This window comes from Agromyces sp. NPDC057865 (genome assembly GCF_042796995.1).
GTDB lineage: Bacteria > Actinomycetota > Actinomycetes > Actinomycetales > Microbacteriaceae > Agromyces.
In genome coordinates, this window is the sequence record NZ_JBHVMJ010000001.1 from 50,890 (window position 1) to 72,693 (window position 21,804).

Below are 21,804 nucleotides of genomic sequence, written 5' to 3' on the forward strand. Positions count from 1 at the left end.
GAAACGGATGCTGCGGTGGAGCGCAGCGAGCGTCTCGAAACCGCCGGCGCAGGGGTTTCGAGACGCGTCCGGCTGCGCCGGGCGCTCCTCAACCCACGGAACGGTGGTCAGCGCGGCGCCGGCGCCGTCGAGGCGCGCACCACGAGCTCGGGCGCGAAGAACACCTCGTCGCCGATCGCGCCCTCGCTCGACATCTGCCGCATGAGCAGCTCGATGACCATGCGGCCCATCGCCTCGATCGGCTGGCGCACCGTCGTGAGCGGGGGCTCGGTGCAGTTCATGAGCGCGGAGTCGTCGTAGCCGATCACCGACACGTCCTCGGGCACGCGCAGCCCGGCACGGCGCACCGCGCGAATCGCGCCCAGCGCCATCGGGTCGCTCGCGCAGATGATGCCCGTCACGCCGGCGGCGAGCAGCTTGGTCGCGGCGGTCTGCCCCGACTCGAGCGAGTACAGCGAGTGCACCACCCGGTCCTCGCCGAGCTCGACGCCGTGGCGCTCGGCCATTCGCAGCGCCGCGGCGTGCTTGCGGCGCGACGGGATGTGGTCGCTCGGTCCGAGCAGGATGCCGATGCGCTCGTGGCCGAGCTGCACCAGGTGCCCGAACGCCTGCTCCATCGAGGTGGCGTCGTCGCACGACACGGTCGCGAAGCCGAGGTCGTCGATGGGCGCGTTGACGAGCACCGTGGGGAGCTTCAGCTCGGTCAGGCGAGCGTAGTGGTCGTGGTTCACGTCGGCCTGCGAGTAGGCGCCGCCGGCGAAGATCACGCCCGACACCTGCTGATGCAGCAGGAGCTCGACGTAGTCCGACTCGGAGATGCCGCCCGCGGTCTGGATGCAGAGCACGGGCGTGTACCCGTTCTGGGCGAGCCCGCCGCCGATCGCCTCGGCGAGCGCGGGGAAGATCGGGTTCTGCAACTCGGGCATCACGAGCCCCACGAGCCGGGCGCGCTCGCCCCGCAGCTTCGTCGGCCGCTCGTAGCCGAGCACGTCGAGCGCGGTGAGCACGGCCTCGCGCGTCGAGGCCGACACCCCGGGCTTGCCGTTGAGCACGCGACTCACGGTCGCCTCGCTCACGCCCACCTTGCGCGCGACGTCCGCCAGCCTCCTCGACATGAGCGACATGCTACGGCAGCGAACGCAAGAACTCGACGATCCGTTGCGAGCACCCGCGTCAAGCCCTTGCCGGTGCCGGATGCCGGCGCGAGCATCGGAGCATGCAGGCATCCATGACCGGGCAGGCCTCCCGCCGATCGCGAATGGCGCGCGCCGCGGCATCCGCCGTGCTCGTCGTGGCCGTCTCGCTGCTGGCAGGGTGCGCGAGCCCCGACGCGACCTTCGAGGCCGCAGTCGGCCAGGGCGTGGCCGCGACCGAGACCGCGCGCCTGGTGGTCGACCAGCAGCTCGACGAGCGCACCTTCACCACGACGGCGCTCGCGACGCTCGGCGACGCGCGACGCGAGCTCGTCGCCGCGAGCGGCCAGGTCGCCGGCACGGATGCCGCGTCGGAGGCCGAGTCCGAGACCCGCACCGAGGTGCTCGACGCACTCGACGCCGCGCTCGACGCGGTGAACGCGGCCCGAGACGCCCTGGCCTCCGGCGTCGGATCGCTCGAGGCCGTCGTGCCGCAGCTCGACGCCGCCGCCGACGGGCTCACCGCGCTCGAGCCGACCGTCGCCGACACCACCGGGAGCGACGGGAGCGACGGATGAGCAAGATCTTCGCCGTCGCGCTCGGCATCCTCACGGCGATCGGCGGGTTCGTCGACATCGGGGACCTCGTGACGAACGCGGTCGTCGGATCGCGATTCGGCATGAGCCTCGCCTGGGTCGTGCTCATCGGCGTCGTGGGCATCTGCATCTACGCGCAGATGTCGGGCCGGGTCGCCGCGGTGAGCGGACGGGCGACCTTCGAGATCATCCGCGAGCGACTCGGACCCCGGGCGGGGCTCGCCAACCTCGCGGCCTCCTTCCTCATCAACCTCCTGACGGTGACTGCCGAGATCGGCGGTGTCGCGCTCGCACTGCAGCTGGCGACGAGCGTGGACCCCGGCTGGTGGATCCCCGTCGCCGCCTTCGGCGTGTGGATCGTGATCTGGCGGGCGCGGTTCGAGCTGCTCGAGAACGTGACGGGCCTGCTCGGCCTCACGCTGATCGTGTTCGCCGTCGCGCTCTTCATGCTCTCTCCCGACTGGGGGCAGCTCGCCGGGCAGGCGCTGCAGCCCGGGCCGCCGTCGGATGAGCCGGTCGCGACGTACTGGTTCTACGCGGTCGCGCTGTTCGGCGCGGCGATGACACCCTACGAGGTCTTCTTCTTCTCCTCCGGCGCGATCGAGGAGCAGTGGACGAGGAAGGACCTCGCGAAGTCGCGGCTCAACGTGCTCGTGGGCTTCCCGCTCGGCGGCCTGCTCTCGCTCGCGATCGCCGGCTGCGCCGCCGTGGTGCTGCTCCCCCAGGCCATCGACGTGACGAGCCTCAGCCAGGTCGTGCTGCCCGTCGCCGAGGCCGGCGGCAAGGTCGCGCTGGCGTTCGTGATCGTGGGCATCCTCGCCGCGACGTTCGGCGCCGCCCTCGAGACGACGCTGTCCAGCGGGTACACGCTGGCGCAGTACTTCGGCTGGTCGTGGGGCAAGTTCCGCAAGCCCGCCAAGGCCGCACGCTTCCACCTCTCGATGATCATCGCCCTGCTCATCGCGGTCGCGATCCTGGCGACGGGCGTCGACCCGATCCTCGTCACCGAGTACTCGGTCGTGTTCTCGGCGGTCGCGCTGCCGCTCACGTACCTGCCGATCCTCATCATCGCGAACGACCGCGAGTACATGGGCGACCAGGTCAACGGTCGCGCCATGAACTTCGTGGGCCAGGTCTACCTGGTCATCATCCTGGCCGCGGCGATCGCGGCCATCCCCCTGCTCATCGTGACGGGAGCCGGCGCATGACCGAGAACCCCGATGCCTTCCAGACGGATGCCGCGCCGCCGCCGGCAGGACAGGTGCTCGACGCCCATCTGCACGTCCTCGATCGGCAGGTGCTCGATCGCGACGACGTGCCCGTGACCACGGCCGACGACCTCGAGCTCGACGGGATCGAGGTCGGCGCGCGCATCGAACCCGGTTCGCCCCCGCCGACCGTCTCGGCGATCCTCACCGGCCCGCAGCTCGTGATGCGCCTCTTCGGCGGTCACGCGCCCGCGGCCAGGCGGGTGAGCATCCCGTGGCGGCTCGTGGCCGAGGTCGACGTCGTCATCCGCCTCGCCGCCTCGGGCGACGACCTCGAGGCTGGCTGGGCCGAGCGCTGGGTGAGCCGCCACCTGATCGGCCGCATCCCCGGAGGGCGCCATGCTCCTGAGTGACCTGCTCGAATCCGACGCGGTCGACGCCGACGGCGAGCGCCTCGGCGCCATCATCGACGTGCGCCTCGAGGTCTCGGGCGCGCCGGGTGAGCTGCTCGCGGCGACGGTCGTCACGGGCGTCCTCGTGAGCCCGCGCAGCCGGTTCTCGACGTGGGGGTACGAGCGACGCGACGAGGACGGGCCCTTCCTCATCGCCCGGTTCCAGCGCTGGCTGCATCGCGGCACCTTCCTCGTCATGTGGGAGGACGTCGAGCGCGTCGACGTGGGGCGCGTCGTGTTCCGGCGCGGCTACATCCGGCGCGATGCCATGCTCTCGCGCGCGCCCCTGCCGCGTTGACGCAGTAACCGGGCAGACTGGTGTCGTCAAGGGCTCGTCGCCGACCACCCCGCGGCGTAGCGTGAAGACGACACGGGTGCCTGAAGCATCCGCGTGCACTGGAAGGAGCAACACCATGGACGAGTCGCTCGGTCGGGTCACCGAACCGACGACGGAGGCAGGCGGACCCGACGCCCCCGCGACATCCACCATTCCCGACGACCGCGACGCCCCCGACCTCCCACGGGAGATCCTCGAACGCGTCCGCGACCTCCCACCGTCCGGTCGCTACGACGACACCGGCCTCACCGACCTCGACGAGGTGCATCGCGCGATGGATCCCCTGGACCCGCGCAAGCCGGGCCGCGAGAACGGCGATCCGCTCGACCCCGATGGCCACGTGAGCTGACGCTCCGTCCATCCGCGCATGCCGGATGAGTGCCGGCATGCCAGGGCTCCGGCGCGTCGCATACCAGAACGAGGGCGCTTTCGCGGCCCCGTATCCTCCGCCCGCGGACCGCGACTAGAGTTCCGGCATGGGCAAGCTCATCTACAACTCCTCGACACGCGAGATCGAGATCGACGATCGCACCCTCGCCCACCTGCGCGTCGCCATCCTCAACAAGCTGCGCCGGTCGGAGAGCTTCGCCATGACCTGGGAGCACGGGGTCGAGAACGGCAGCGGACGCACCACGATGTGGCTGCACGAGTCGATCCCGCTGCAGTTCATCTTCAGCGGCAACCGCGCACCGAAGCTCAACCGGCTCTGGATCGAGCAGATGCTCCTCTCGGCCAACAGCACGGCCGGACTGCAGTTCGTGCCCGAGCCCGCAGACGACGACCCGATGGAGGCCGAGTAGCGGCATCCGTGCCCCGTCGACGAGCGGTGCGGATGCCGCGGCGCTCAGTCGACCGGTTCGATCTGCGTGAGCACGAAGCGCTGCTCGGCCGGCGTGAGCCGGTCGGGCGCGTCCTCGCCGGTCAGCGACCGGATCTCCGCCGCCGTATCGGGATCGATCGGCCCCGTGAGCTCCGCGAGGAGGCGATGCTTCGCCTCGATGGAGAGGTGCGGCCACCAGCGTTCGATGGCCCCGCGATCCGTGTCCTGCGTGGCGCCCATGGCTCCTCCTCGTCCCGATCGATCCCCGCTTCCCGTTTAGCAGCCCCGCCGGAGTGCTGCAAGCCCCTCGAACCGCTCGACCGGGTCTGCCTACGGTGGCAGCCGGGCATCGATCCGGATGCCCGGGAACGGAGAAGATCATGAGCACGACCCTGAACGCGTCGGTCGACGTCGACGTGCCCGTGCGGGTGGCCTACGACCAATGGACCCAGTTCGAGACGTTCCCCGAGTTCCTCGGCGGAGTCGAAGAGGTCACGCAGCTCGACAACACGTTGACCCACTGGGTCGCGAAGATCGGCGGCGTGCGTCGCGAGTTCGACGCCGAGATCGTCGAGCAGCAGCCCGACCGCGTCGTGGCCTGGGCGAGCGTCGGCGAGGTGGTCCACCGCGGCCGGGTGCGCTTCACGCCCGAGGGCGCCGACCGCACCAAGGTGGACGCCGAGATCGAGTGGCAGCCCGAGGACTTCGTGGAGAAGGTCGGCGCGGCGCTCCAGCTCGACGACCTGCAGGTGAAGCGCGACCTCAAGCGCTTCAAGGACTTCGTGGAGGAGCGCAACGCGCCCACGGGCGCCTGGCGCGGCGAGGTGCACGGCGGCGTGGAGCCGTCGACCGACGACCTCATGTAGCACCGCACGACGCGGACACGACGAGGCGCAGCCCACTCGGGCTGCGCCTCGTTCCGTCTCAGACGGGCTGCGCCTCGCTCTCGCTCCCGGTCTCGACCTCCTGGACGTCGACGCCCACCTGCACGGGCTGGTCGGGCGAGGTGGGGATCGGGTCGGTGTCGAGGTGCTCGGGCACGAGCTGGATGCCGCCCGTGCTGTTGGCCGAGCGCATGAGGTCCTCGATCCATCCGCGGCTCAGCTCGGGCGCCTCGGGCTCGTCGAACACGAACCGCAGCGGGATCGACGGATGCAGCCACAGCGTGCTGCGCCCGCGCGGCTGGTCGTCGGTGTGACGCCACGACAGCGTGAAGCTCTCGCCCCGGCGGAGCTTGGTGGTGATGGCGATCTTCAGGTGCGCCAGCGCCCGGTCCTCGATGCCGATGGGAGTGCCTGAATCCCCGTAGTAGAGCGTGCCCACGGCACCAGCATACGTCGCACTCGGTTCGCGCGACGCATGTGTTTCGATGCGCGAAACGGCCCCTCGGCACGGGTGCCGAGGGGCCGGAGCAGAAACGTGGGAGCGGACGACGGGGGTCGTCCGCTCCCGAGGGGGGTCTGGGTCAGACCGTCCGGTTCCCGCCGATGAAGCGCACGAGGAACACGATGGCCGCGATGATCAGGAGCGCGATGCCGACCCACAGCAGGAAGTTCAGCGTGGGCACCACTCCACCCGTGATGAGCAGGATGATGGCGGCGATGGCGATGACGGCGACGAGGATGTTCATGATCTCTCCTTCAGGGTGATCCGCACCCGTGTTCGACGGGGCGGATCCGCCCGACGGGTGCGGGCGGGGCATTCCGGACGCAGTTCGTCCGTGTCTCCGACGCTAGGGGGCCGCCGCGACGTCGGCCTAGGGGTTGACCCCCATTCGCGGGTCGTGCTAATTCCTGGGCGCGATCCCCGTCATTCCGCGCAAGCAGGGCCCGAATGGCCGTGACGGCGGCGTCCACCGGGCGCCCGCTGTCAACCCCGTGCAGGCCGGGTCGGCGCCCGCGTACCGTGGCAGACCTGACCGAAGGGGGCTTCACAGGTCATGAACGAGCAACTCATCGATCCGACGACCAAGCACACGACGGATCCGTTCCCGAAGCAGGAGCAGGCGCCGCCCGGGATGACCGAGCGCATGACGCCGCAGCCCGACCACGGCGAGCACAGCTACCGCGGGAGCGAGCGGCTCGTGGGTCGGCGCGCGCTCATCACCGGCGGCGACTCGGGCATCGGCCGCGCAGTCGCCATCGCCTTCGCACGAGAGGGCGCCCAGGTCGCGATCGCCTATCTGCCGAGCGAGCGGGACGACGCCATGGAGACGGCGCACTGGATCACCGACGCCGGCAGCGACCCGCTGCTGCTGCCGGGCGACCTGCGCAGCGAGGAGCACTGCAAGGACCTCATCGTGCAGACCGAGCAGGCCTTCGGCGGACTCGACCTCCTCGTGCTCAACGCGGCGCACCAGCGCAACCGCGGCGGCATCGACGAGATCCCGACCGCGGACTTCCAGGCCGTGGTGCAGGTCAACCTGTTCGCGCCCGTGTTCCTCGCGCGCGCGGCCGTGCCGATCATGGAGGCGGGGTCGAGCATCATCACGACGACGTCGATCCAGGGGTTCGACCCGTCGAGCGCGCTCGTGGACTACGCCATGACGAAGGCGGCGCTCGTCGCGTTCACGAAGGCGCTGGCCGAGGAGCTCGGGCCCCGCGGCATCCGCGTGAACGCCGTGGCCCCCGGCCCGATCTGGACCCCGCTCATCCCCGCGACCGGGTGGCCCGACAAGCTGCCCGAGTTCGGGCACAACACGCCGCTCGGGCGAGCGGGCCAGCCGGCGGAGCTCGCGGGCGCCTACGTGTACCTCGCGTCGGACGACGCGTCGTACGTGTCGGGCGCCGTGCTGCCGGTCACCGGCGGCCGGGCGCTCTGACCGGGCGCCGGCGGTCGCCGAGGGAGGAAGGAGGACCCCATGCCGGGTCGCAGGAACGCATCGCTGAAGGATCCGGAGCTGTACGAGGAGCTCCGCGACGACGGCGCGTCGAAGGAGAAGGCCGCGCGCATCTCGAACGCCGCCGCGAACCGGGGTCGCAGCGCGGTCGGTCGCAAGGGCGGCGAGAGCGGCGACTACGACGACTGGACCGTCGAGCAGTTGCGCAAGCGCGCGAAGGAGCTCGGCCTCACCGGGTACAGCGGCAAGCGCAAGTCCGAGCTGATCTCGGCACTGCGCAACCACTGAGCCGCGGATGCCGCGCCTCAGGCGGGTCGAACCCTACGTGTCACCCGGGTTCACTCGGCTGCGGCGCGGTCGCGGGTTCGCCTACGTGCACGCCGACGGCGGCGTGGCCGGACGGGCCGAACGCGCCCGCATCGCGGAGCTGGCCGTGCCGCCCGCGTGGGAGCAGGTGTGGATCGCGGATGCGCCGAATGCGCACATCCTCGCCGTCGGCGTCGATGCGGCCGGCCGGCGCCAGTACCTCTACCATCCGGTCTGGCGCGCGAAGCAGGACGAGGAGAAGTTCCTGCGCATGACCGCACTGGCCGAGGTGCTGCCCTCGGCGCGGCGCACCGTGCGGCGCGACCTCGCGCTCGCGGACCTGCCGCGCGAACGCGTGCTCGCCGCGGCGTTCCGCACGCTCGACCTCGGGGCGATCCGCATCGGGTCCGAGGAGTCGCTCGCCGACTTCCGCAGCCGTGGACTCACCACCCTGCTCGTGCGCAACGCAAGGCTTGACGACGCCGACACCGTGCGGTTCCGGTTCCGCGCCAAGGGCGGCATCGCACAGGACATCCGGGTCACGGATGCCGCGCTCGCGACGTTCGTGGAGCGATCGGGCGAGCGTTCGCCGGCCTCACGGCTCTACGCGTGGCTCGACGGCCGGCGCACGCGCGCCGCGATCGCGTCCGACGTGAACGAGGACATCCGCGCCCGCACCGGCGGCGACTTCACGGCGAAGGACTTCCGGACGCTGCGCGGCACGATCGCCGCGGCCGATCGGCTGGCCGAGATCGGGGTCGTGGAGACGACCAGGGCACGGGGGAAGGCGGTCCGCGACGCGATCGAGGTCGCCAGCACGGTGCTGGGCAACACCCCCGCGATCGCGAAGGCGAGCTATGTCGACCCGCGCGTGGTGATCGCGTACGAGCACGGGCGCACGATCGAGCGTCGCGGTGGGCGCGAGCAGGCGCTGCTGGCGCTGCTCGTCGACGACGCGTGAGGTCGGGCTGGGCCGCGGTCGGGCCGCGACGACCCGTCAGGCCGCGATGACCGGGGCGGCCTCGGGCTCGGGCTCGGGCTCGGGGACGTCGACGTGCTCCTCGACGAGCATGATGCCGCCCGTGCTGTTGGCCGAGCGCATCAGGTCCTCGACCCACTCCCGGCTCAGGTCGGGCGTCTCGGGCTCGTCGAACACGAAGCGCAGCGGGATGGTGGGGTGCACCCAGAGGGTGCTCCGTCCGCGCGGCTGGTCGTCGGGATGCTTCCACGACAGGGTGAAGCTCTCGCCGCGGCGGAGCTTGGTGGTGATCGCGAACTTGAGGTGCGCCAGTGCGCGGTCCTCGATTCCGATCGGGGTGCCGGAATCGCCGTAATAGAGTATGCCCACCGAGGAAGCCTACCCCGTTGAGGGGTCACGGATTACGCTTCCCGCACGACCTCATCTGGGGATTTGTCGGAACGGAGCCCTCGCCACCTCGGGTGCCGGGCGACGCCCGTGCGGGTCCACTCGCCGAATTCGATCTCGCCGACGAGCTCGGGCCGCACCCAGACCGCGTCCTTGGCATCGATCGCCGGCACCTCCACGAAGGGCGGCGTCGGCTGCTCGAGTCCGTCGAGCTGTTTCAGGAGCCGGTCGAGCTCGACCTCCTTGAAGCCGCTGCCGACGCGCCCCGCGTACTCGAGCCCGTGCTCGCCCGGGATGCCGACGAGCAGTGAGCGGATGTGGCCCGTTCGCGTGCCGATGCCCTTGCGATAGCCGCCGATCACGACCTCCTGCGTGCGCGTGAGCTTCAGCTTCAGCCAGTCCTCCGAGCGCACGCCCGGCCGGTAGGGCGAGTCGGGGCGCTTGGCCACGAGCCCTTCGAGGCCGAGGCGGCGGCTCTCCTCGAACGCCTCGGCGGGTTCGCCCGTCGCCGCAGCCGGCACCTCCACCGGGACGCCGGCGCGCGGGCGCAGCAGTCGCTCGAGCAGCTCACGTCGCCGGCGGTACGGCAGCTGCATGACCGGCGACCCGGCGATCTCGAGCACGTCGAAGAGCAGCAGCCGTACCGGCACGGATGCCGCGACCCGCTCGATCTCGCGCGGACGGGCCAGGTTCATCCGCTGCTGCATCAGCTCGAAGCTGGGACGCCCCTCGTCGTCGAGCGCCACGATCTCTCCGTCGACGAGGGCGTCGCCGCGCAGGACCCTCGGAAGCCCCGCGAGCTCGGGGTAGGTGGCCGTCACGTCGTTCCCCCGGCGGCTCAGCAGGCGGATGCCGCCGCCGTCGGCCCGGGCGAGCACGCGGATGCCGTCCCACTTCCACTCCAGCGCCCACTCCTCCCCCGCCAGGCGGCCGAGCGTGCCCGAGGTCGCGAGCATGGGCCGGACGAGGATGGGTTCGACGCCGTCGTCCTCGGCCTCCGGGGGTCGAGGAGCCGGCTCCGCCGGCGTCTCGAGACCTGCGTGCGCGGACCCCGCGGGTTGAGGAGCCGGCTCTGCCGGCGTCTCGAAACCCGCTTGCGCAAGGGGGTTTCGAGACGCGTCCGGCTCCGCCGGGCGCTCCTCAACCCCCGGACTCTCCGCCGGGCGCTCTTCAACCAGCGAAGACACGTTCCGTTCGTGCCGTGCCTTCGACGACGGGCTCCAGTGCCCGGCACGCTGGTCCTTCATGCGGTGCAGGAGCCACTGCGACTTCTCCCCCTCGCCCTCCGTGCGGATGAGCGCGAGGCGCACCTCGCCGAGCGGGCCGCCCGGACGGCCGGTGAGCGTGAAGATCACCTCCTCGTCGCGCCACTTCTCGGTCTCGTAGGTGCCGGTGTCCCACACCGTCATGCCGCCCGCGCCGTACTGCCCGGCCGGGATCGTGCCCTCGAAGACGAGGTATTCCATGGGGTGGTCCTCGGTCTGCACTGCGAGGTTGTTCCGGTCGGTCCCCTCGGGGACACCCCTCGGCACCGCCCAGCTCTTCAGCACGCCGTCGCGCTCGAGCCGCAGGTCGTAGTGCAGCCGACGGGCGTGGTGCTCCTGGATCACGAACCGCGGCAGGCCGTCGCTCGACGCTCCCCACGCCGATGAGGGCATCGGCTCGGGCGTCGCGCCGGCCTCGCGCATCGAGAGGTAGGTGGCGAGCGGTCCAGCCCCTGAGCCGCCGGATGCCGCGAGCGGGGCGGTCGGGTCGATGCCGGCGGCCACACGCTCGAGCACCTCGTGCGCCTCGAGGTGCCGCAGGTCGGGGTCGTCGAGCTCCTCCCACGTGCGCGGCGCCGCCACCGTCGGACGGAACCGCCCGCGCAGCGAGTACGGCGCGATCGTCGTCTTGTTCTGGTTGTTCTGGCTCCAGTCGATGAGCACCCGCCCCTCGCGGAGCGTCTTGCGCATGCTCGACACGATGAGCTCGGGGTGGTCAGCCTCGAGGGCGCGCGCGAGCTCGTGCGCGACGGCCGAGATCTGCTCGGACGTCTGTGCGCCGTCGAGCGGAGCGTAGAGGTGGATGCCCTTGCTGCCGCTCGTCACGGGGAACGCCTCCAGCGACATCCCGTCGAGGATCGCCCGCACGAGCCGGGCCACCTCGGCGCATTCCGCGAGCCCCATGCCCGGGCCGGGGTCCAGGTCGAACACCATGCGGTCGGGGTTGCCGCGCCCGCCGTCGGGGCGGAAGCGCCACTGCGGCACGTGCACCTCGAGCGACGCCTGCTGCGCGAGCCAGACGAGCGTCGCCCGGTTGTCGGCGATCGGGTAGGTCTTCGGCCCGTCGGAGTGCTGGATGACCCCGCGGCGCACCCAGTCGGGCGCGTGCTCGGCGAGGTTCTTCTCGAAGAACACCTGGCCCGGGGCATCCGGGGTGCCCACGCCCTGCACCCACCGCTTGCGCGTGACCGGTCGCCCGGCGGTGAGGGGCACCATGACGGGGGCGACCTCCGCGTAGTAGGAGATCACCTCGCCCTTGGTCATGCCCGTCTCGGGATACATGACCTTGTCGAGGTTCGTCAGCCGGAGCCTCCGACCGTCGACCTCCACGAGCTGGCGCGTGCCCTCGGCCACGCGTCCATCCTCGCGCACCACGGCGAGTCACCGCGAGGGCAGGGGGTTCCGCCCGCGCGGGCCCGGGGTGTGTACTGGAGGCATGCGAGCCGTCTGGAAGGGGGCGGTCACATTCGGCCTGGTCAATGTGCCCGTCAAGTTGTACAGCGCTACCGAGGACCACGACGTGTCACTGCACCAGGTGCACGACGCGGACGGTGGGCGCATCCGCTACCAACGCATCTGCGAGATCGACGGCAAGCCCGTCGACTACAAGAACATCGACAAGGCCTACGACGACGGCGAGCGCACGGTGATCATCACCGACGAGGACCTGAAGTCGCTGCCCGCCGAGCGCAGCCGCGAGATCGAGGTCGTCGAGTTCGTGCCGACCGAGCAGATCGACCCGATCATGTTCGACAAGAGCTACTACCTCGAGCCCGACTCGGCCTCGAACAAGGCGTACGTGCTGCTGCGCCGCACGCTCGAGTCGACCGACCGCACCGCGATCGTGCGCATGGCGCTGCGCCAGAAGACCCGGCTGGCTGCGCTGCGCGTCTACGGCGACGTGCTCATGGTGCAGACGCTGCTCTGGAGCGACGAGGTGCGCGAGGCCGCCTTCCCGTCGCTCGACGAGCCCGTGAAGATCTCGTCGCAGGAGCTCGAGCTGTCGAAGCAGCTCGTCGAGAGCCTGGTCTCCGACTTCGAGCCGGCGCAGTTCGTCGACGAGTACCAGCAGGAGCTGCGCACCCTCATCACGGCCAAGCTCGAGCAGGGCGACGCGATCGACACGGCCGCGACGTTCGGCGAGCAGCCCGAGGAGGAGGCCGGCGGCGAGGTCATCGACCTCATGGAGGCGCTGCGCCAGTCCATCGCGTCGAAGCGGGGCGGATCGGATGCCGCGAAGTCGAGCTCGTCGGGCTCGTCGAAGAGCGGCTCGGGCGCCAAGTCCACGTCGAAGTCGGCCGCGGGCGGCGCGAAGTCGTCGGGCGAGGGGGCGAAGAAGAAGGCCCCCGCGAAGAAGGCGCCGGCCAAGAAGGCGGCGTCCTGATCGCGGTGTCCTGACCGCGCGAGCGGCCGCATGACGACGGCGCGCGGCATCCGATGAGCGGATGCCGCGCGCCGTTCGCGTGGGGCGGGTGTCAGCCCGCGTCGCAGGAGTTGGTGACCTCGGTCGCCGCCTCGGCGATCGCACCCTGCTGCTCGGCCACGGCCTCGGAGTCGACCTCCGCGTCGGGATCGGTGGGCAGCGTCGCCGCGAACGAGGATGCCGCGTCGATCTGCTCGTTGAGCACGCCGAGCGCCTCCGACGTGCCGGTGTCGGAGCCGTACTGCTCGTCGAGCGCGGTCACCCGCTCGCTGTAGCCGTCGAGCGAATCCTGCATCTCGCTCGGGTCGCCGCCGGCGGCGAGCACGTTCTGCGCGCCGTTCGAGATGTCGCGGACCTCCGAGTTGACCGCCTGGCACGGGTCGGCGGCGGCGGCGCTCGTGGAGCCGCCTCCACCGGCGGTGCAGCCGGCCAGCAGCAGGGCGCCGGCGAACACCAGCGCAGCGGACGTCATGATTCGTTGCATGGTTGCAATCCCCCTGATCGTGGTGTGATCCAGCCTAGCCATGACCCCCCGACAGGGGACGGTTGCATGCGTCGGCATGGAGGCGGCACCGAGCACGTGTCAAGGGCCTGCCGGCGCGGCATCCGTCGACCTACGCTCGGCGCATGAGCACGGCAGACGAGACCGGTTCCGGTCGCAACCCCGACGCCGGCACCGGCGACCGCGGAGCGCTGGACGATGCCGAGCAGACCCGCAAGGACGTGAGCTACAGCCCAGCCAGCGAGCAGGAGACCGCCGCGAAGCAGCGCGACCCGCTCCCAGACGGACTCGACGACGACCTCGACACCTCCCGGGTGCGGGCCGTGCCGGGCACGGGCGGCCCCGACGACACCGGCGACGTGGACTTCGACCTCGAGGAGGTCGAGGAGTGGGAGTGATCGGATGCCGCGAGCCCGCGGCATCGGGGAAGGGAAGGACACCGTGACCGACTTCGTCGACCCGCTCGAGGAACCCTTCGCGCAGGACCGCGACCCGCGGCCGCCGCTCGACCCCGACCTCGAGGAGGAGCTCGTCGAGTCCGCCGACGCCGACCGGCAGGCCGCCGAGGAGGGCACGTCGCCCGGCGCCTCCCCCGATGCCCGCGACGGCTCCGAGGTGACGAGCGCGAGCGAGGGCGACCCCCTCGACGAGACGACCCCGGTGGACAACCTCGAGTAGCGGTCAGGCGAGCACGCGATCAGCCGCCTCGACGACGGATGCCTCGTCCCACGCGGGTCGCGGCACCGAGTCGAGCAGCAGCCGGGTGTACGGATGCCGCGGTGCGTCGAGCAGTTCCGCCGTGCGGCCGCGCTCGACGATCTCGCCGTGCTGCATCACGACGGTCTCGTCGCAGACCCGCCGCACGACCGCGAGGTCGTGGCTGATGAAGAGCACGGTGAGGCCGCGCTCGCGGCGGATGCGCGCGACGAGGTCGAGCACCTGCGCCTGCACCGAGACGTCGAGCGCGCTGGTCGCCTCGTCCATCACGAGCAGGTCGGGCTCCACGGCGAGCGCACGGGCGATGGCGACGCGCTGGCGCTGGCCGCCCGACAGGGTCTTCGGCCGGGCGTTCGCATGGCGGGCATCGAGGCCGACCTGCTCGAGCAGGTCGAGCACCCGGGCGCGAGCCTCGGCGGTCGACAGCTTGGCGTGCAGGCGCAGGGCGTCCTCGACGGCACGGCCCGCGGTCACGCGTGGGTCGAGCGAGAGGTACGGGTCCTGGAACACCATCTGCACCGACCGGGCGTGCGCGAGCCGCTCGGCGCGGGTGCGCGGCGCGGCGGTGCGCTCGCGTCCGTCGATCCGGATGTCGCCGGAGTCGGCCTGCTCGAGTCCGACGATCATGCGCGCGAGCGTCGACTTGCCCGACCCCGACTCGCCCACCACACCGAGCGCACCGCCGCGGGGGATCGCGATCGAGGCGCCGGCCACGGCGCGCACCGGGGTCCGGCCGCGCGGACGGTAGGTCTTCGCGAGCGCCGTCACGACGAGCATCGGCTCGGGGGCGGCGGATGCCGCGGGGGCGACGTCGGCGGCGGGTGACGCGGTGCGCGCGGCATCCGTCGGCGTCGCGGCATCCATCGTCGCCGGCTCTGGGTCTCGAGACGCGGCTTCGCCGCTCCTCGACCCGCGGGAGGAGGACGCGGCTTCACCGTCGGCCGACCCGCGGATCGCGATGGTCGGCGTGGCCGCGACGAGCCGCTTGGTGTACTCGGCCTGCGGATCGCGCAACACCTGCCGGGCGTGGCCGCGCTCTACGACGCGGCCCTTGCTCATGACCACGATGCGGTCGCAGAGCGAGGCGGCGAGGGTGAGGTCGTGCGTGATGAAGAGCATGCCCATGCCGCGACTCGCCTGCTGCTCGACGAGCACCGAGATGATCTCGGCCTGCGTCGTCACATCGAGCGCGGTCGTCGGCTCGTCGCAGATGAGCAGGGGCGGCGAGCTCATGAGGGCTCCCGCGATCATCACGCGCTGGAGCATGCCGCCCGACAGCTCGTGCGGGTGCTGGGACAGGTGCTCGTCGGGGCGCGGCATCCGCACGGCGCCGAGCAGCTCGACCGCGCGGGCACGGGCCTCGGCTGCGGGACGCCGGTCGGCGATCCGCGTGGCCTCGGTGAGGTGGTCGCCGATCGTGCGCATGGGGTTGATGCCGGCGCGCGGGTCCTGGAACACCATCGCGGCACTGCGACGGCGCAGGGCGAGCAGCTCGCGCGTGGACGCGCCGAGCACCTCGCGGCCCTCGAGCCGCACGGAGCCGCCGGTCGTCGCCCGATCGGGGAACAGGCCGAGCACCGAGCGCGCGGTGAGGGACTTGCCCGAGCCCGATTCGCCGACGAGTCCGACGGTCTCGCCGGGAGCGACGCTGAGCGAGATGCCGTCGAGCAGGCGCGGGCCGTCGGGCAGGTCGAGCGTGAGTCGATCGATGTCGAGGAGGGTCATGCGGGGATCTCGCCTCCGATGCGGTCGGACAGTTCCTCGCCGATCACGTTCACGGCGACCACGACTACCACCACGGCGACGGCCGGCACGAGGGCGGGCAGGAAGTAGCCGCCGATGAGGCCGGCCTGGGCCTCGTTGATCATGGCGCCCCAGTCGGCGGTCGGCGCCTGCACGCCGAGGCCGAGGAACGAGAGGGCGGCGAGCTCGGCGAGCACGTAGCCGAAGTTGAGCGTGGACTGCGCGCCGACGATCGGGGTCACGTTCGGGAGCACCCGGCGGAACGCGATCCAGCCGCCGCCGAACCCCTGCACGCGGTAGGCCGCGACGTACGGACGGCTGCGCTCCGCGGTCACGAGCGACCGGGTGAGCCGGGCCACGAACGGCATGTACGCGATGCTCATGGCGATGACCGGAGCGACGAGCCCCTTGCCGAACAGGGCGACCGCCATGATCGCGATGAGCAGCGACGGGAAGGCGAACACGACGTCGAAGATGCGGCCGAGCACCGCGTCGAGCCAGCCGCCGCGCCATCCGGCGAGCAGGCCCAGCAGGATGCCGAGCACGGTCGACGTCAGCACGACGAGGAGCGGGCCGAGCAGCGCGGTGCGGGCGCCGTAGATCAGGCGGCTCAGCAGGTCGCGGCCGAGGGCGTCGGTGCCGAGCCAGTGCGCGGCGCTCGGTCCGGCGTGCACGGCGCCGAGGTCGACCTGGTCGGGCGGGTACGGCGCGATGAGCGGGGCGAGGATCGCGGCGAGCGTCATCACGGCGACGATGCCGACGCTGACGAGGAAGGTGGTGTTCGCCCGTCGGGCGCGCGGCGCGCGCAGCACCTCGACGGCGAGGGTAGGGGTGGTCATCGGGCACCAGCTCCTGCTGCGGATCGCGGGTCGATCCATGGTTCGAGGAGGTCGACGATCGCGTTCACGACGACGAACGCCGCGACCACGAGGAGGACGATCGCCTGCACGACCGGGAAGTCGAGCCGGTCGACCGACTGCACGAGCAGGGAGCCGACACCCGCGAGCCCGAAGGCCGCCTCGACGATGGAGCTCGCCACGAGCAGGCCCGCGACGAGCAGGCCGCTCACCGTCAGGATCGGGCCGATCGCGTTGCGGAACACGTGGCGGCGCACGACGGTCGCGCGCTTCAGGCCGCGACTCGTGGCCACCTCGACGTGCTCGCGGTCGAGCTGGTCGACCATCGACGAGCGGGTGACCTTGCCGACGAGCACGACGAACACGATCGCGAGGGCGATCGACGGCAGCACGAGGTGGTACGCGGTGTCGAGGCCGCCCTCCCCCGAGCCGAACGACGGGAACCACCCGAGCTGTACCGCGAAGATCGCGATGAGCACGATCGCACCCACGAACGACGGGATCGCGCCGAGCACGGTGAGCCCGATGAGCACCGCCCGGTCGAGCACGCGGCCGCGGTTGAGGGCCGCGATGATCCCGGCGACGATGCCGACGACGGCGATCATGAGCCCGGCCATGAGCACGAGCCCCAGCGTCACGGGGAGCCGCTCGCCGATGACGGTCGAGACGTCCTGCCGGTACTGGAGCGACCGGCCGAAGTCGCCGTGCAGCACGCCCGCGATCCAGTTCATGTACTGCTGCCAGGGGGGCAGGTCGAGGCCGTACTGCTCGGTGACCTGGGCCACCGCCTCGGGGCTCGGCTTGCGTCCCCGCAGCAGGAAGCTCACGGGGTCGCCGGGTACGAGGAACCTGGAGAAGAACACGAGCAGCGACGCCAGGAAGAGCGTGAGGGCGAGGGCTCCGAGCTTGCCGCCGACCCGGCGGAGCGTGGCCGTGCCGGCCCACGCCCCGCCGGATCGGGCGGCGGTGCGCCCGGCCGGATCAGCGAGCGCCAATGGTCGCCGCCCACGGGTAGTAGAGGAACGCGATCGACGGCGAGACGCCCGTGATCCGCTCGCCCATGAACACCGGCATGGGGCCGATGAAGAGCGGCAGCCAGGGCAGCTGCTCGTTCGCGATGCGCTGCGCCTCTGCGGTCTTCTCGGAGCGGGCGGCCGGGTCGTCGATCGCGATCGCCTCGTTGACAACCTGGTCGAACTCGGGGTCGCTCCACTCGCCGTAGTTGCTGAACTCGCCGGTGCGCAGCACGCTGTACATCTCGAGCGGGTCGGGGCTCGACAGGTACCAGACCGTGTAGAAGAGGTCGATGCCCTCGCGGGCGCTCGGGTCGGAGAACAGCGCCGTGTACGCGTTCGGCGTCACCGTCTCGATCGTCGCCTTCAGGCCGATGGACTCGGCCGCGGCCGCGGTGGCCTGGGCGATGATGTTGAAGTCGCTCCCGATCGGCGCGGTCGCGAAGGTGATCTCCTCGCCCGTCGCGCCGGCCTCCTCGACGAGGCGCTTGGCCTCCTCGAGGTCGTACGGGTACTCCTCGAGGCCCTCGAACGCCGAGTCGAGTGCGGCGTCGCTCGCACCGACCCACACGGACTCGGTGGTGAGCGCGTTCGTCACGTCGCCGTAGCCCTTCGCCGCGGCATCCACGATGCCCTGGCGATCGAGCGCCATGAGCAGCGCGGTGCGCACGCGCAGGTCGCCGAGCGGGCCGTCGAGGTTCGAGACGATGAGGCTCGAGACCGCGGTGCTCAGGCCGAAGTACACGTCGCCGACCCCGGATGCCTCGAGCTGGCCGATCGCGTCGAAGGGGATCATCCAGCCGCCGTCGACCTCGCCCGACTTCAGCGCGTTGACGCGGGCGGTGGCGTCGTTCATGAAGAGGAACTCGACCTCGCCCGACTTCGCGCGCAGTGAGTCGTCCCAGTAGTCGTCGTAACGTGCGAGCGTGATGGACTCGCCCGACTTCCACTCCTCGAGCGAGAACGGGCCGGTGCAGTTCACGCCGCCGCTGGAGTTGCCGTAGTCGGCGCCCGCGGCCTCGAGCGTGGCAGCGGACTCGACCACGCCGGCCGAGCCGCCCATCGCCAGGTTGAACTGCGAGTCGGGGATCGCCTCGGTGACAGTGACCTCGCGGTCGCCGGTCTGCTCGATCGAGACCACGTTCTGGTAGACGGAGTACCACGACGAGCCCACCGCGGGATCGAGGTGGCGGCTCATCGACGCGACCACGTCGGCCGCCGTCAGCGGCGTGCCGTCGTGGAAGGTCACGCCGTCGCGGATCGTGTAGACCCACGTCTCAGGGGTGGGATGCTCGTACGACTCCGCGAGCCCGGGCGACAGCGTGTAGTCGGGATTCAGTCGCAGCAGCGACTCGCAGACGTTGGCGAGCACCTGGTTGTCGGCGTAGTCGAACGCGTAGGCGTAGTCGAGCGAGAACGGCTCGGCGTAGCTCACCCACGTGTACGAGTCGATGTCGCCCGACGGGGCGTCGGTAGTCGCGGTGAGCTCCCAGTCGACGTTCGTGTCGGGTGCGGGCTCGGGCGTGCAGCCCGCGAGGGCGAGGACGGCGCCGAGGCCGCCGGCGACGATCGCCGTGGTGCGCCGGAACCGGCGCCGGGCAGGGAGGCGTGGCGTGGTCATGATGCTCCTCAGGGGGTCAGGTGGTGCGGGAGTAGACGAGCTCGCCCTCGATCCACGTGGACTCCACGGTGGATCGGTGGATCTCGTCGGCGGGGAGGGAGAACGGGTCGGGGTCGAGCACGACGAGGTTGGCGAGGTAGCCCTCGCGCACGTGACCGGTGTCGTGGTCGCGGTGGTTCACCCAGGCGGTGCCCGAGGTGTAGGCGGCCATCGCGGTGGCGAGGTCGAGGCGCTGGTGGGCGCCGCCGAGCGGCTCGTCGTCGCGGCCGGGCGCGACCCGCGTGACGGCGATGTGGATCGCGTCCATCGGGTCGGCGCTCGAGACCGGCCAGTCGCTGCCCGCGGCGAGCCGGGCGCCGTGTCGCACGAGGTCGCCGAACGGGTACTGGCGCGCCTCGGCGCCGTCCTGGAGGAACGGCAGCGTGAGCTCGTCGATCTGGTCCTCGTGGGTGGCCCAGAGGGCCTGGATGTTGGCGACCGCGTCGAGCTCCGCGAAGCGGGCCGTCTCGGTCTCCTCGACGACCTGCAGGTGCGCGAGGTGGTGCCGCCCGTCGGTCGGGCCGTTCGTGGCTCGGGCGGCCTCGACCGCGTCCAGCGCCTCGCGCACGGCCCGGTCGCCGAGCGCGTGGAAGTGCACCTGGAATCCGGCGCGGTCGAGCTGCGTGACGATCTCGCGCAGCTGCTCGGGGTCGATGAACGAGAGGCCGCTGTTCGCGGTGTCGTGCCCGTGCACGTCGCGGTAGGGAGTCAGCATCGCGGCGGTCTGGTTCTCGGCGACGCCGTCGACCATGATCTTCGTCGTGCCGAGCGTGAAGCGGCCGCCGTCGAGCGCCGCGAACTCGGCCCGCCGCGCGGTCATCTCCTCGACCTGCTCGAGGCCGCCGGCGCGTTCCCACCACTGCGCGCCCACGACGTGGGCGCGCAGCGTTCCGTCGAGCAGGGCACGACGGTAGACGGATGCCACGTCCTGCACGCCGCCGAGTCCGGTGCCGACCCACGCGTCCTGCCATCCGGTGATCCCGAGCGCGATGAGCTCGTCCTGCGCGCGGAGCAGGCCCGCGTAGGCGAGGTCGGCGCCGATCGCCGGGCGGACGTGGTCGAAGAGGTTGCTCGCGCCCTCGTGGAACGTGCCTGCCGGCGTGCCGTCGGCCTCGCGCTCGACGCGACCGTCGGCGGGGTCGGGCGTCGCGGCGTCGATGCCGGCCGCGGTGATCGCTGCGGTGTTCGCCCACGTCGAGTGGTGGTCGCGGCTCATGAGCACGATCGGGCGGTCGGGCACGACCGCGTCGAGCAGCGTGCGCACGGGCGCTCCCCCCGGGAAGTGGTCCATCGACCAGCCGCCGCCCTGGATCCAGGCCTCGTCGGGGTTCGCGTCGGCGTAGGCCTTGACCCGTGCGACGGCGTCCGCGGCATCCGTCGCCTCGGTGAGGTTGCACATGAGCAGCTCGACGCCTGCGCTCAAGGGGTGCACGTGCGCGTCCTGGAAGCCCGGGCTGAGCAGGGCGCCGGCGAGATCGACCACCCGGGTGGCCTCGCCGACGTGGGCGGATGCCTCGGACTCGGGCACCACGGCGGTGATGCGGTCTCCCGTCACGACCACGGCATGCCCGTGCAGGGGCTCCCCGGTTCCGGTGAACACGGCTCCGCCGGTGAACAGTACGTCTGCAGGCAACAGCGCCCCTCGCTTCCTCGTCGAACGGGTGGGATTCGGCGAGCGTAGTCGCGGCGCAACACCGATGTCAACATTGTTGACAGCACCGTTGGCCGATTCGTTATGCTGGAGCCCTGCCACGCCCGCACGTGTGGTGACACGGGGGTCGCGGGCGTGGCACCATGAAGGACCAGCGACGAGCAGGAGCACCATGACGACGACGAGCGAGGGACGTCCGAAGGCGGCGCGCGCCGGGACCGCCGCGTCCACGGGGTCCGCGGCGTCGCGCGCCGGGTCCGGTGCCAAGGTGCGCCTCGATCGCGACACGATCATCGCGGCGGGGCTCGAACTCGCGGCCGTGCCCGGCACGACCTCCATCTCGGTGCGCGAGCTCGGAGCCCGGCTCGGCGCCGACCCCACGGCGATCTACCGCCACTTCCGCAGCAAGGAGCAGCTCATGGAGGCGCTCCTCGACGGGCTCATCGGCCGCTGCGTGGCCACCGTGACGGCCGACCCCGAGGACTGGCGCGGACGCATCCGCCAGCTCGCCGACGTCACGCTCGACCTGTTCGCCCGCTACCCGGCGATCGGCGTCGAGGCGGTCGTGCTCACGACGCACGGCCCCGGCGAGCTCGACGCCGTCGAGCTCATGCTCGACGCGTTCTCACGCGCCGGGCTCGTCGGCGAGGACCTGGTGCGCCACTACGCGCTCCTCGCGTCGCACACCCTCTCGAGCGCCGCCGGCATCGCCCGGGCACGCAGCGAGCGCGGCCAGGTCGACGTCGAGGACAGCCCGTGGATCGATGGGCCGCTCCTCGCGGATCCGCGCACGCACCCCCGCATCGCCTCGGTCAGCACCCTGCTCGCCGACCTGCAGGACCGAGACCTGTTCGAGCTCGGCGTCGAGTCGGTCATCCAGTCCGCCGAGCGCACGGCCGCGGCATCCGCCGGCTGAG

26 protein-coding genes are annotated in these 21,804 nt (G+C 71.6%); 14 read left to right on the forward strand and 12 right to left on the reverse strand.

Annotated features, from left to right (window positions below):
- Nucleotides 1-107 precede the first annotated feature (107 nt).
- Complete coding sequence (locus ACFVN5_RS00210) at nucleotides 108-1,115, reverse strand: LacI family DNA-binding transcriptional regulator (protein ID WP_376952611.1); 1,008 nt, start codon at nucleotides 1,113-1,115, stop codon at nucleotides 108-110.
- Nucleotides 1,116-1,216: 101 nt separating this feature from the next.
- On the opposite strand from ACFVN5_RS00210, the gene ACFVN5_RS00215 reads away from it, so the two are divergent.
- The 6 genes from ACFVN5_RS00215 (at nucleotide 1,217) to ACFVN5_RS00240 (ending at nucleotide 4,526) form a co-directional block, all read left to right on the forward strand.
- Complete coding sequence (locus tag ACFVN5_RS00215) at nucleotides 1,217-1,711, forward strand: hypothetical protein (protein ID WP_376952612.1); 495 nt, start codon at nucleotides 1,217-1,219, stop codon at nucleotides 1,709-1,711.
- Nucleotides 1,708-2,937, forward strand: coding sequence for an NRAMP family divalent metal transporter (locus ACFVN5_RS00220; RefSeq protein ID WP_376952613.1), 1,230 nt, complete (start codon nucleotides 1,708-1,710; stop codon nucleotides 2,935-2,937). The genes ACFVN5_RS00215 and ACFVN5_RS00220 overlap by 4 nt, the downstream gene beginning before the upstream one ends.
- Nucleotides 2,934-3,350: a hypothetical protein gene (locus tag ACFVN5_RS00225; RefSeq protein ID WP_376952614.1), complete on the forward strand. Its 417-nt coding sequence runs from the start codon at nucleotides 2,934-2,936 to the stop codon at nucleotides 3,348-3,350. The genes ACFVN5_RS00220 and ACFVN5_RS00225 overlap by 4 nt, the downstream gene beginning before the upstream one ends.
- Entirely contained in the window at nucleotides 3,337-3,687 is a 351-nt protein-coding gene (locus tag ACFVN5_RS00230) for a PRC-barrel domain containing protein (RefSeq protein WP_376952615.1), read from the forward strand. Before ACFVN5_RS00225 ends, ACFVN5_RS00230 begins: the two co-directional genes overlap by 14 nt.
- A 115-nt stretch (nucleotides 3,688-3,802) precedes the next feature.
- The gene (locus ACFVN5_RS00235) at nucleotides 3,803-4,075 is read left to right on the forward strand and encodes a hypothetical protein (protein WP_376952616.1); all 273 of its coding nucleotides are present in this window, start codon (nucleotides 3,803-3,805) and stop codon (nucleotides 4,073-4,075) included.
- A gap of 127 nt (nucleotides 4,076-4,202) precedes the next feature.
- The gene (locus ACFVN5_RS00240; RefSeq protein WP_376952617.1) at nucleotides 4,203-4,526 is read left to right on the forward strand and encodes an ATP-dependent DNA ligase; all 324 of its coding nucleotides are present in this window, start codon (nucleotides 4,203-4,205) and stop codon (nucleotides 4,524-4,526) included.
- A gap of 44 nt (nucleotides 4,527-4,570) precedes the next feature.
- Here ACFVN5_RS00240 and ACFVN5_RS00245 read toward each other — a convergent pair whose 3' ends face one another.
- A complete protein-coding gene (locus ACFVN5_RS00245) occupies nucleotides 4,571-4,786 on the reverse strand; it encodes a hypothetical protein (protein ID WP_376952618.1) in 216 nt (71 codons plus the stop codon).
- Between the two features lie 140 nt (nucleotides 4,787-4,926).
- Here ACFVN5_RS00245 and ACFVN5_RS00250 point away from each other — a divergent pair, with 140 nt between their 5' ends.
- Nucleotides 4,927-5,412 carry an SRPBCC family protein gene (locus tag ACFVN5_RS00250; protein ID WP_376952619.1) on the forward strand — a complete coding sequence of 162 codons (486 nt, stop codon included), beginning with the start codon at nucleotides 4,927-4,929 and terminating at the stop codon, nucleotides 5,410-5,412.
- A gap of 58 nt (nucleotides 5,413-5,470) precedes the next feature.
- Here the strand turns inward: ACFVN5_RS00250 and ACFVN5_RS00255 are convergent, their stop codons facing one another.
- Together ACFVN5_RS00255 and ACFVN5_RS00260 are read right to left on the reverse strand one after the other, a co-directional pair.
- Nucleotides 5,471-5,869, reverse strand: coding sequence for a hypothetical protein (locus tag ACFVN5_RS00255; RefSeq protein ID WP_376952621.1), 399 nt, complete (start codon nucleotides 5,867-5,869; stop codon nucleotides 5,471-5,473).
- A 142-nt stretch (nucleotides 5,870-6,011) separates the two neighbouring features.
- The gene (locus ACFVN5_RS00260; protein WP_187432516.1) at nucleotides 6,012-6,176 is read right to left on the reverse strand and encodes a hypothetical protein; all 165 of its coding nucleotides are present in this window, start codon (nucleotides 6,174-6,176) and stop codon (nucleotides 6,012-6,014) included.
- A 309-nt stretch (nucleotides 6,177-6,485) separates the two neighbouring features.
- Here ACFVN5_RS00260 and ACFVN5_RS00265 point away from each other — a divergent pair, with 309 nt between their 5' ends.
- Genes ACFVN5_RS00265 through ACFVN5_RS00275 form a run of 3 tightly spaced genes read left to right on the forward strand, consistent with a single transcriptional unit; the run spans nucleotide 6,486 to nucleotide 8,652 of the window.
- Complete coding sequence (locus ACFVN5_RS00265; protein WP_376952622.1) at nucleotides 6,486-7,367, forward strand: SDR family oxidoreductase; 882 nt, start codon at nucleotides 6,486-6,488, stop codon at nucleotides 7,365-7,367.
- A 39-nt stretch (nucleotides 7,368-7,406) separates the two neighbouring features.
- Entirely contained in the window at nucleotides 7,407-7,673 is a 267-nt protein-coding gene (locus ACFVN5_RS00270) for a Rho termination factor N-terminal domain-containing protein (RefSeq protein WP_376952623.1), read from the forward strand.
- Between the two features lie 7 nt (nucleotides 7,674-7,680).
- Nucleotides 7,681-8,652 (forward strand): DNA topoisomerase IB, encoded by a 972-nt coding sequence (locus ACFVN5_RS00275; protein ID WP_376952624.1) that lies wholly within the window; start codon nucleotides 7,681-7,683, stop codon nucleotides 8,650-8,652.
- Between the two features lie 36 nt (nucleotides 8,653-8,688).
- Here ACFVN5_RS00275 and ACFVN5_RS00280 read toward each other — a convergent pair whose 3' ends face one another.
- Both ACFVN5_RS00280 and ACFVN5_RS00285 read right to left on the reverse strand, forming a co-directional pair.
- On the reverse strand, nucleotides 8,689-9,039 hold the full coding sequence (locus ACFVN5_RS00280) for a hypothetical protein (protein ID WP_376952625.1): 351 nt from the start codon (nucleotides 9,037-9,039) through the stop codon (nucleotides 8,689-8,691).
- A gap of 32 nt (nucleotides 9,040-9,071) precedes the next feature.
- The gene (locus ACFVN5_RS00285; RefSeq protein WP_376952626.1) at nucleotides 9,072-11,675 is read right to left on the reverse strand and encodes an ATP-dependent DNA ligase; all 2,604 of its coding nucleotides are present in this window, start codon (nucleotides 11,673-11,675) and stop codon (nucleotides 9,072-9,074) included.
- Nucleotides 11,676-11,757: 82 nt separating this feature from the next.
- Between ACFVN5_RS00285 and ACFVN5_RS00290 the strand changes: the two genes are divergently transcribed.
- Nucleotides 11,758-12,705 (forward strand): Ku protein, encoded by a 948-nt coding sequence (locus ACFVN5_RS00290; RefSeq protein ID WP_376952627.1) that lies wholly within the window; start codon nucleotides 11,758-11,760, stop codon nucleotides 12,703-12,705.
- Between the two features lie 91 nt (nucleotides 12,706-12,796).
- Here the strand turns inward: ACFVN5_RS00290 and ACFVN5_RS00295 are convergent, their stop codons facing one another.
- Nucleotides 12,797-13,228: a hypothetical protein gene (locus tag ACFVN5_RS00295; RefSeq protein WP_376952628.1), complete on the reverse strand. Its 432-nt coding sequence runs from the start codon at nucleotides 13,226-13,228 to the stop codon at nucleotides 12,797-12,799.
- A gap of 143 nt (nucleotides 13,229-13,371) precedes the next feature.
- On the opposite strand from ACFVN5_RS00295, the gene ACFVN5_RS00300 reads away from it, so the two are divergent.
- Both ACFVN5_RS00300 and ACFVN5_RS00305 read left to right on the forward strand, forming a co-directional pair.
- Nucleotides 13,372-13,644, forward strand: a complete 273-nt coding sequence (locus tag ACFVN5_RS00300) for a hypothetical protein (protein WP_376952629.1) — start codon at nucleotides 13,372-13,374, stop codon at nucleotides 13,642-13,644.
- 4 nt (nucleotides 13,645-13,648) lie between these two features.
- The gene (locus tag ACFVN5_RS00305; protein WP_376952630.1) at nucleotides 13,649-13,924 is read left to right on the forward strand and encodes a hypothetical protein; all 276 of its coding nucleotides are present in this window, start codon (nucleotides 13,649-13,651) and stop codon (nucleotides 13,922-13,924) included.
- A 3-nt stretch (nucleotides 13,925-13,927) separates the two neighbouring features.
- Here the strand turns inward: ACFVN5_RS00305 and ACFVN5_RS00310 are convergent, their stop codons facing one another.
- The 5 genes from ACFVN5_RS00310 to ACFVN5_RS00330 are packed head-to-tail and all read right to left on the reverse strand — an operon-like array spanning nucleotide 13,928 to nucleotide 20,869.
- Nucleotides 13,928-15,688: a dipeptide ABC transporter ATP-binding protein gene (locus tag ACFVN5_RS00310; protein WP_376952631.1), complete on the reverse strand. Its 1,761-nt coding sequence runs from the start codon at nucleotides 15,686-15,688 to the stop codon at nucleotides 13,928-13,930.
- Nucleotides 15,685-16,545, reverse strand: a complete 861-nt coding sequence (locus tag ACFVN5_RS00315) for an ABC transporter permease (RefSeq protein ID WP_376952632.1) — start codon at nucleotides 16,543-16,545, stop codon at nucleotides 15,685-15,687. The genes ACFVN5_RS00310 and ACFVN5_RS00315 overlap by 4 nt, the downstream gene beginning before the upstream one ends.
- Nucleotides 16,542-17,558, reverse strand: a complete 1,017-nt coding sequence (locus ACFVN5_RS00320) for an ABC transporter permease (protein WP_376952633.1) — start codon at nucleotides 17,556-17,558, stop codon at nucleotides 16,542-16,544. The genes ACFVN5_RS00315 and ACFVN5_RS00320 overlap by 4 nt, the downstream gene beginning before the upstream one ends.
- Nucleotides 17,545-19,197: an ABC transporter substrate-binding protein gene (locus ACFVN5_RS00325; protein ID WP_376952634.1), complete on the reverse strand. Its 1,653-nt coding sequence runs from the start codon at nucleotides 19,195-19,197 to the stop codon at nucleotides 17,545-17,547. The genes ACFVN5_RS00320 and ACFVN5_RS00325 overlap by 14 nt, the downstream gene beginning before the upstream one ends.
- A gap of 16 nt (nucleotides 19,198-19,213) precedes the next feature.
- On the reverse strand, nucleotides 19,214-20,869 hold the full coding sequence (locus tag ACFVN5_RS00330; protein WP_376952635.1) for an amidohydrolase: 1,656 nt from the start codon (nucleotides 20,867-20,869) through the stop codon (nucleotides 19,214-19,216).
- A gap of 190 nt (nucleotides 20,870-21,059) precedes the next feature.
- Between ACFVN5_RS00330 and ACFVN5_RS00335 the strand changes: the two genes are divergently transcribed.
- Complete coding sequence (locus tag ACFVN5_RS00335; protein ID WP_376952636.1) at nucleotides 21,060-21,803, forward strand: TetR/AcrR family transcriptional regulator; 744 nt, start codon at nucleotides 21,060-21,062, stop codon at nucleotides 21,801-21,803.
- The last annotated feature ends 1 nt before the right edge of the window (nucleotide 21,804 follow it).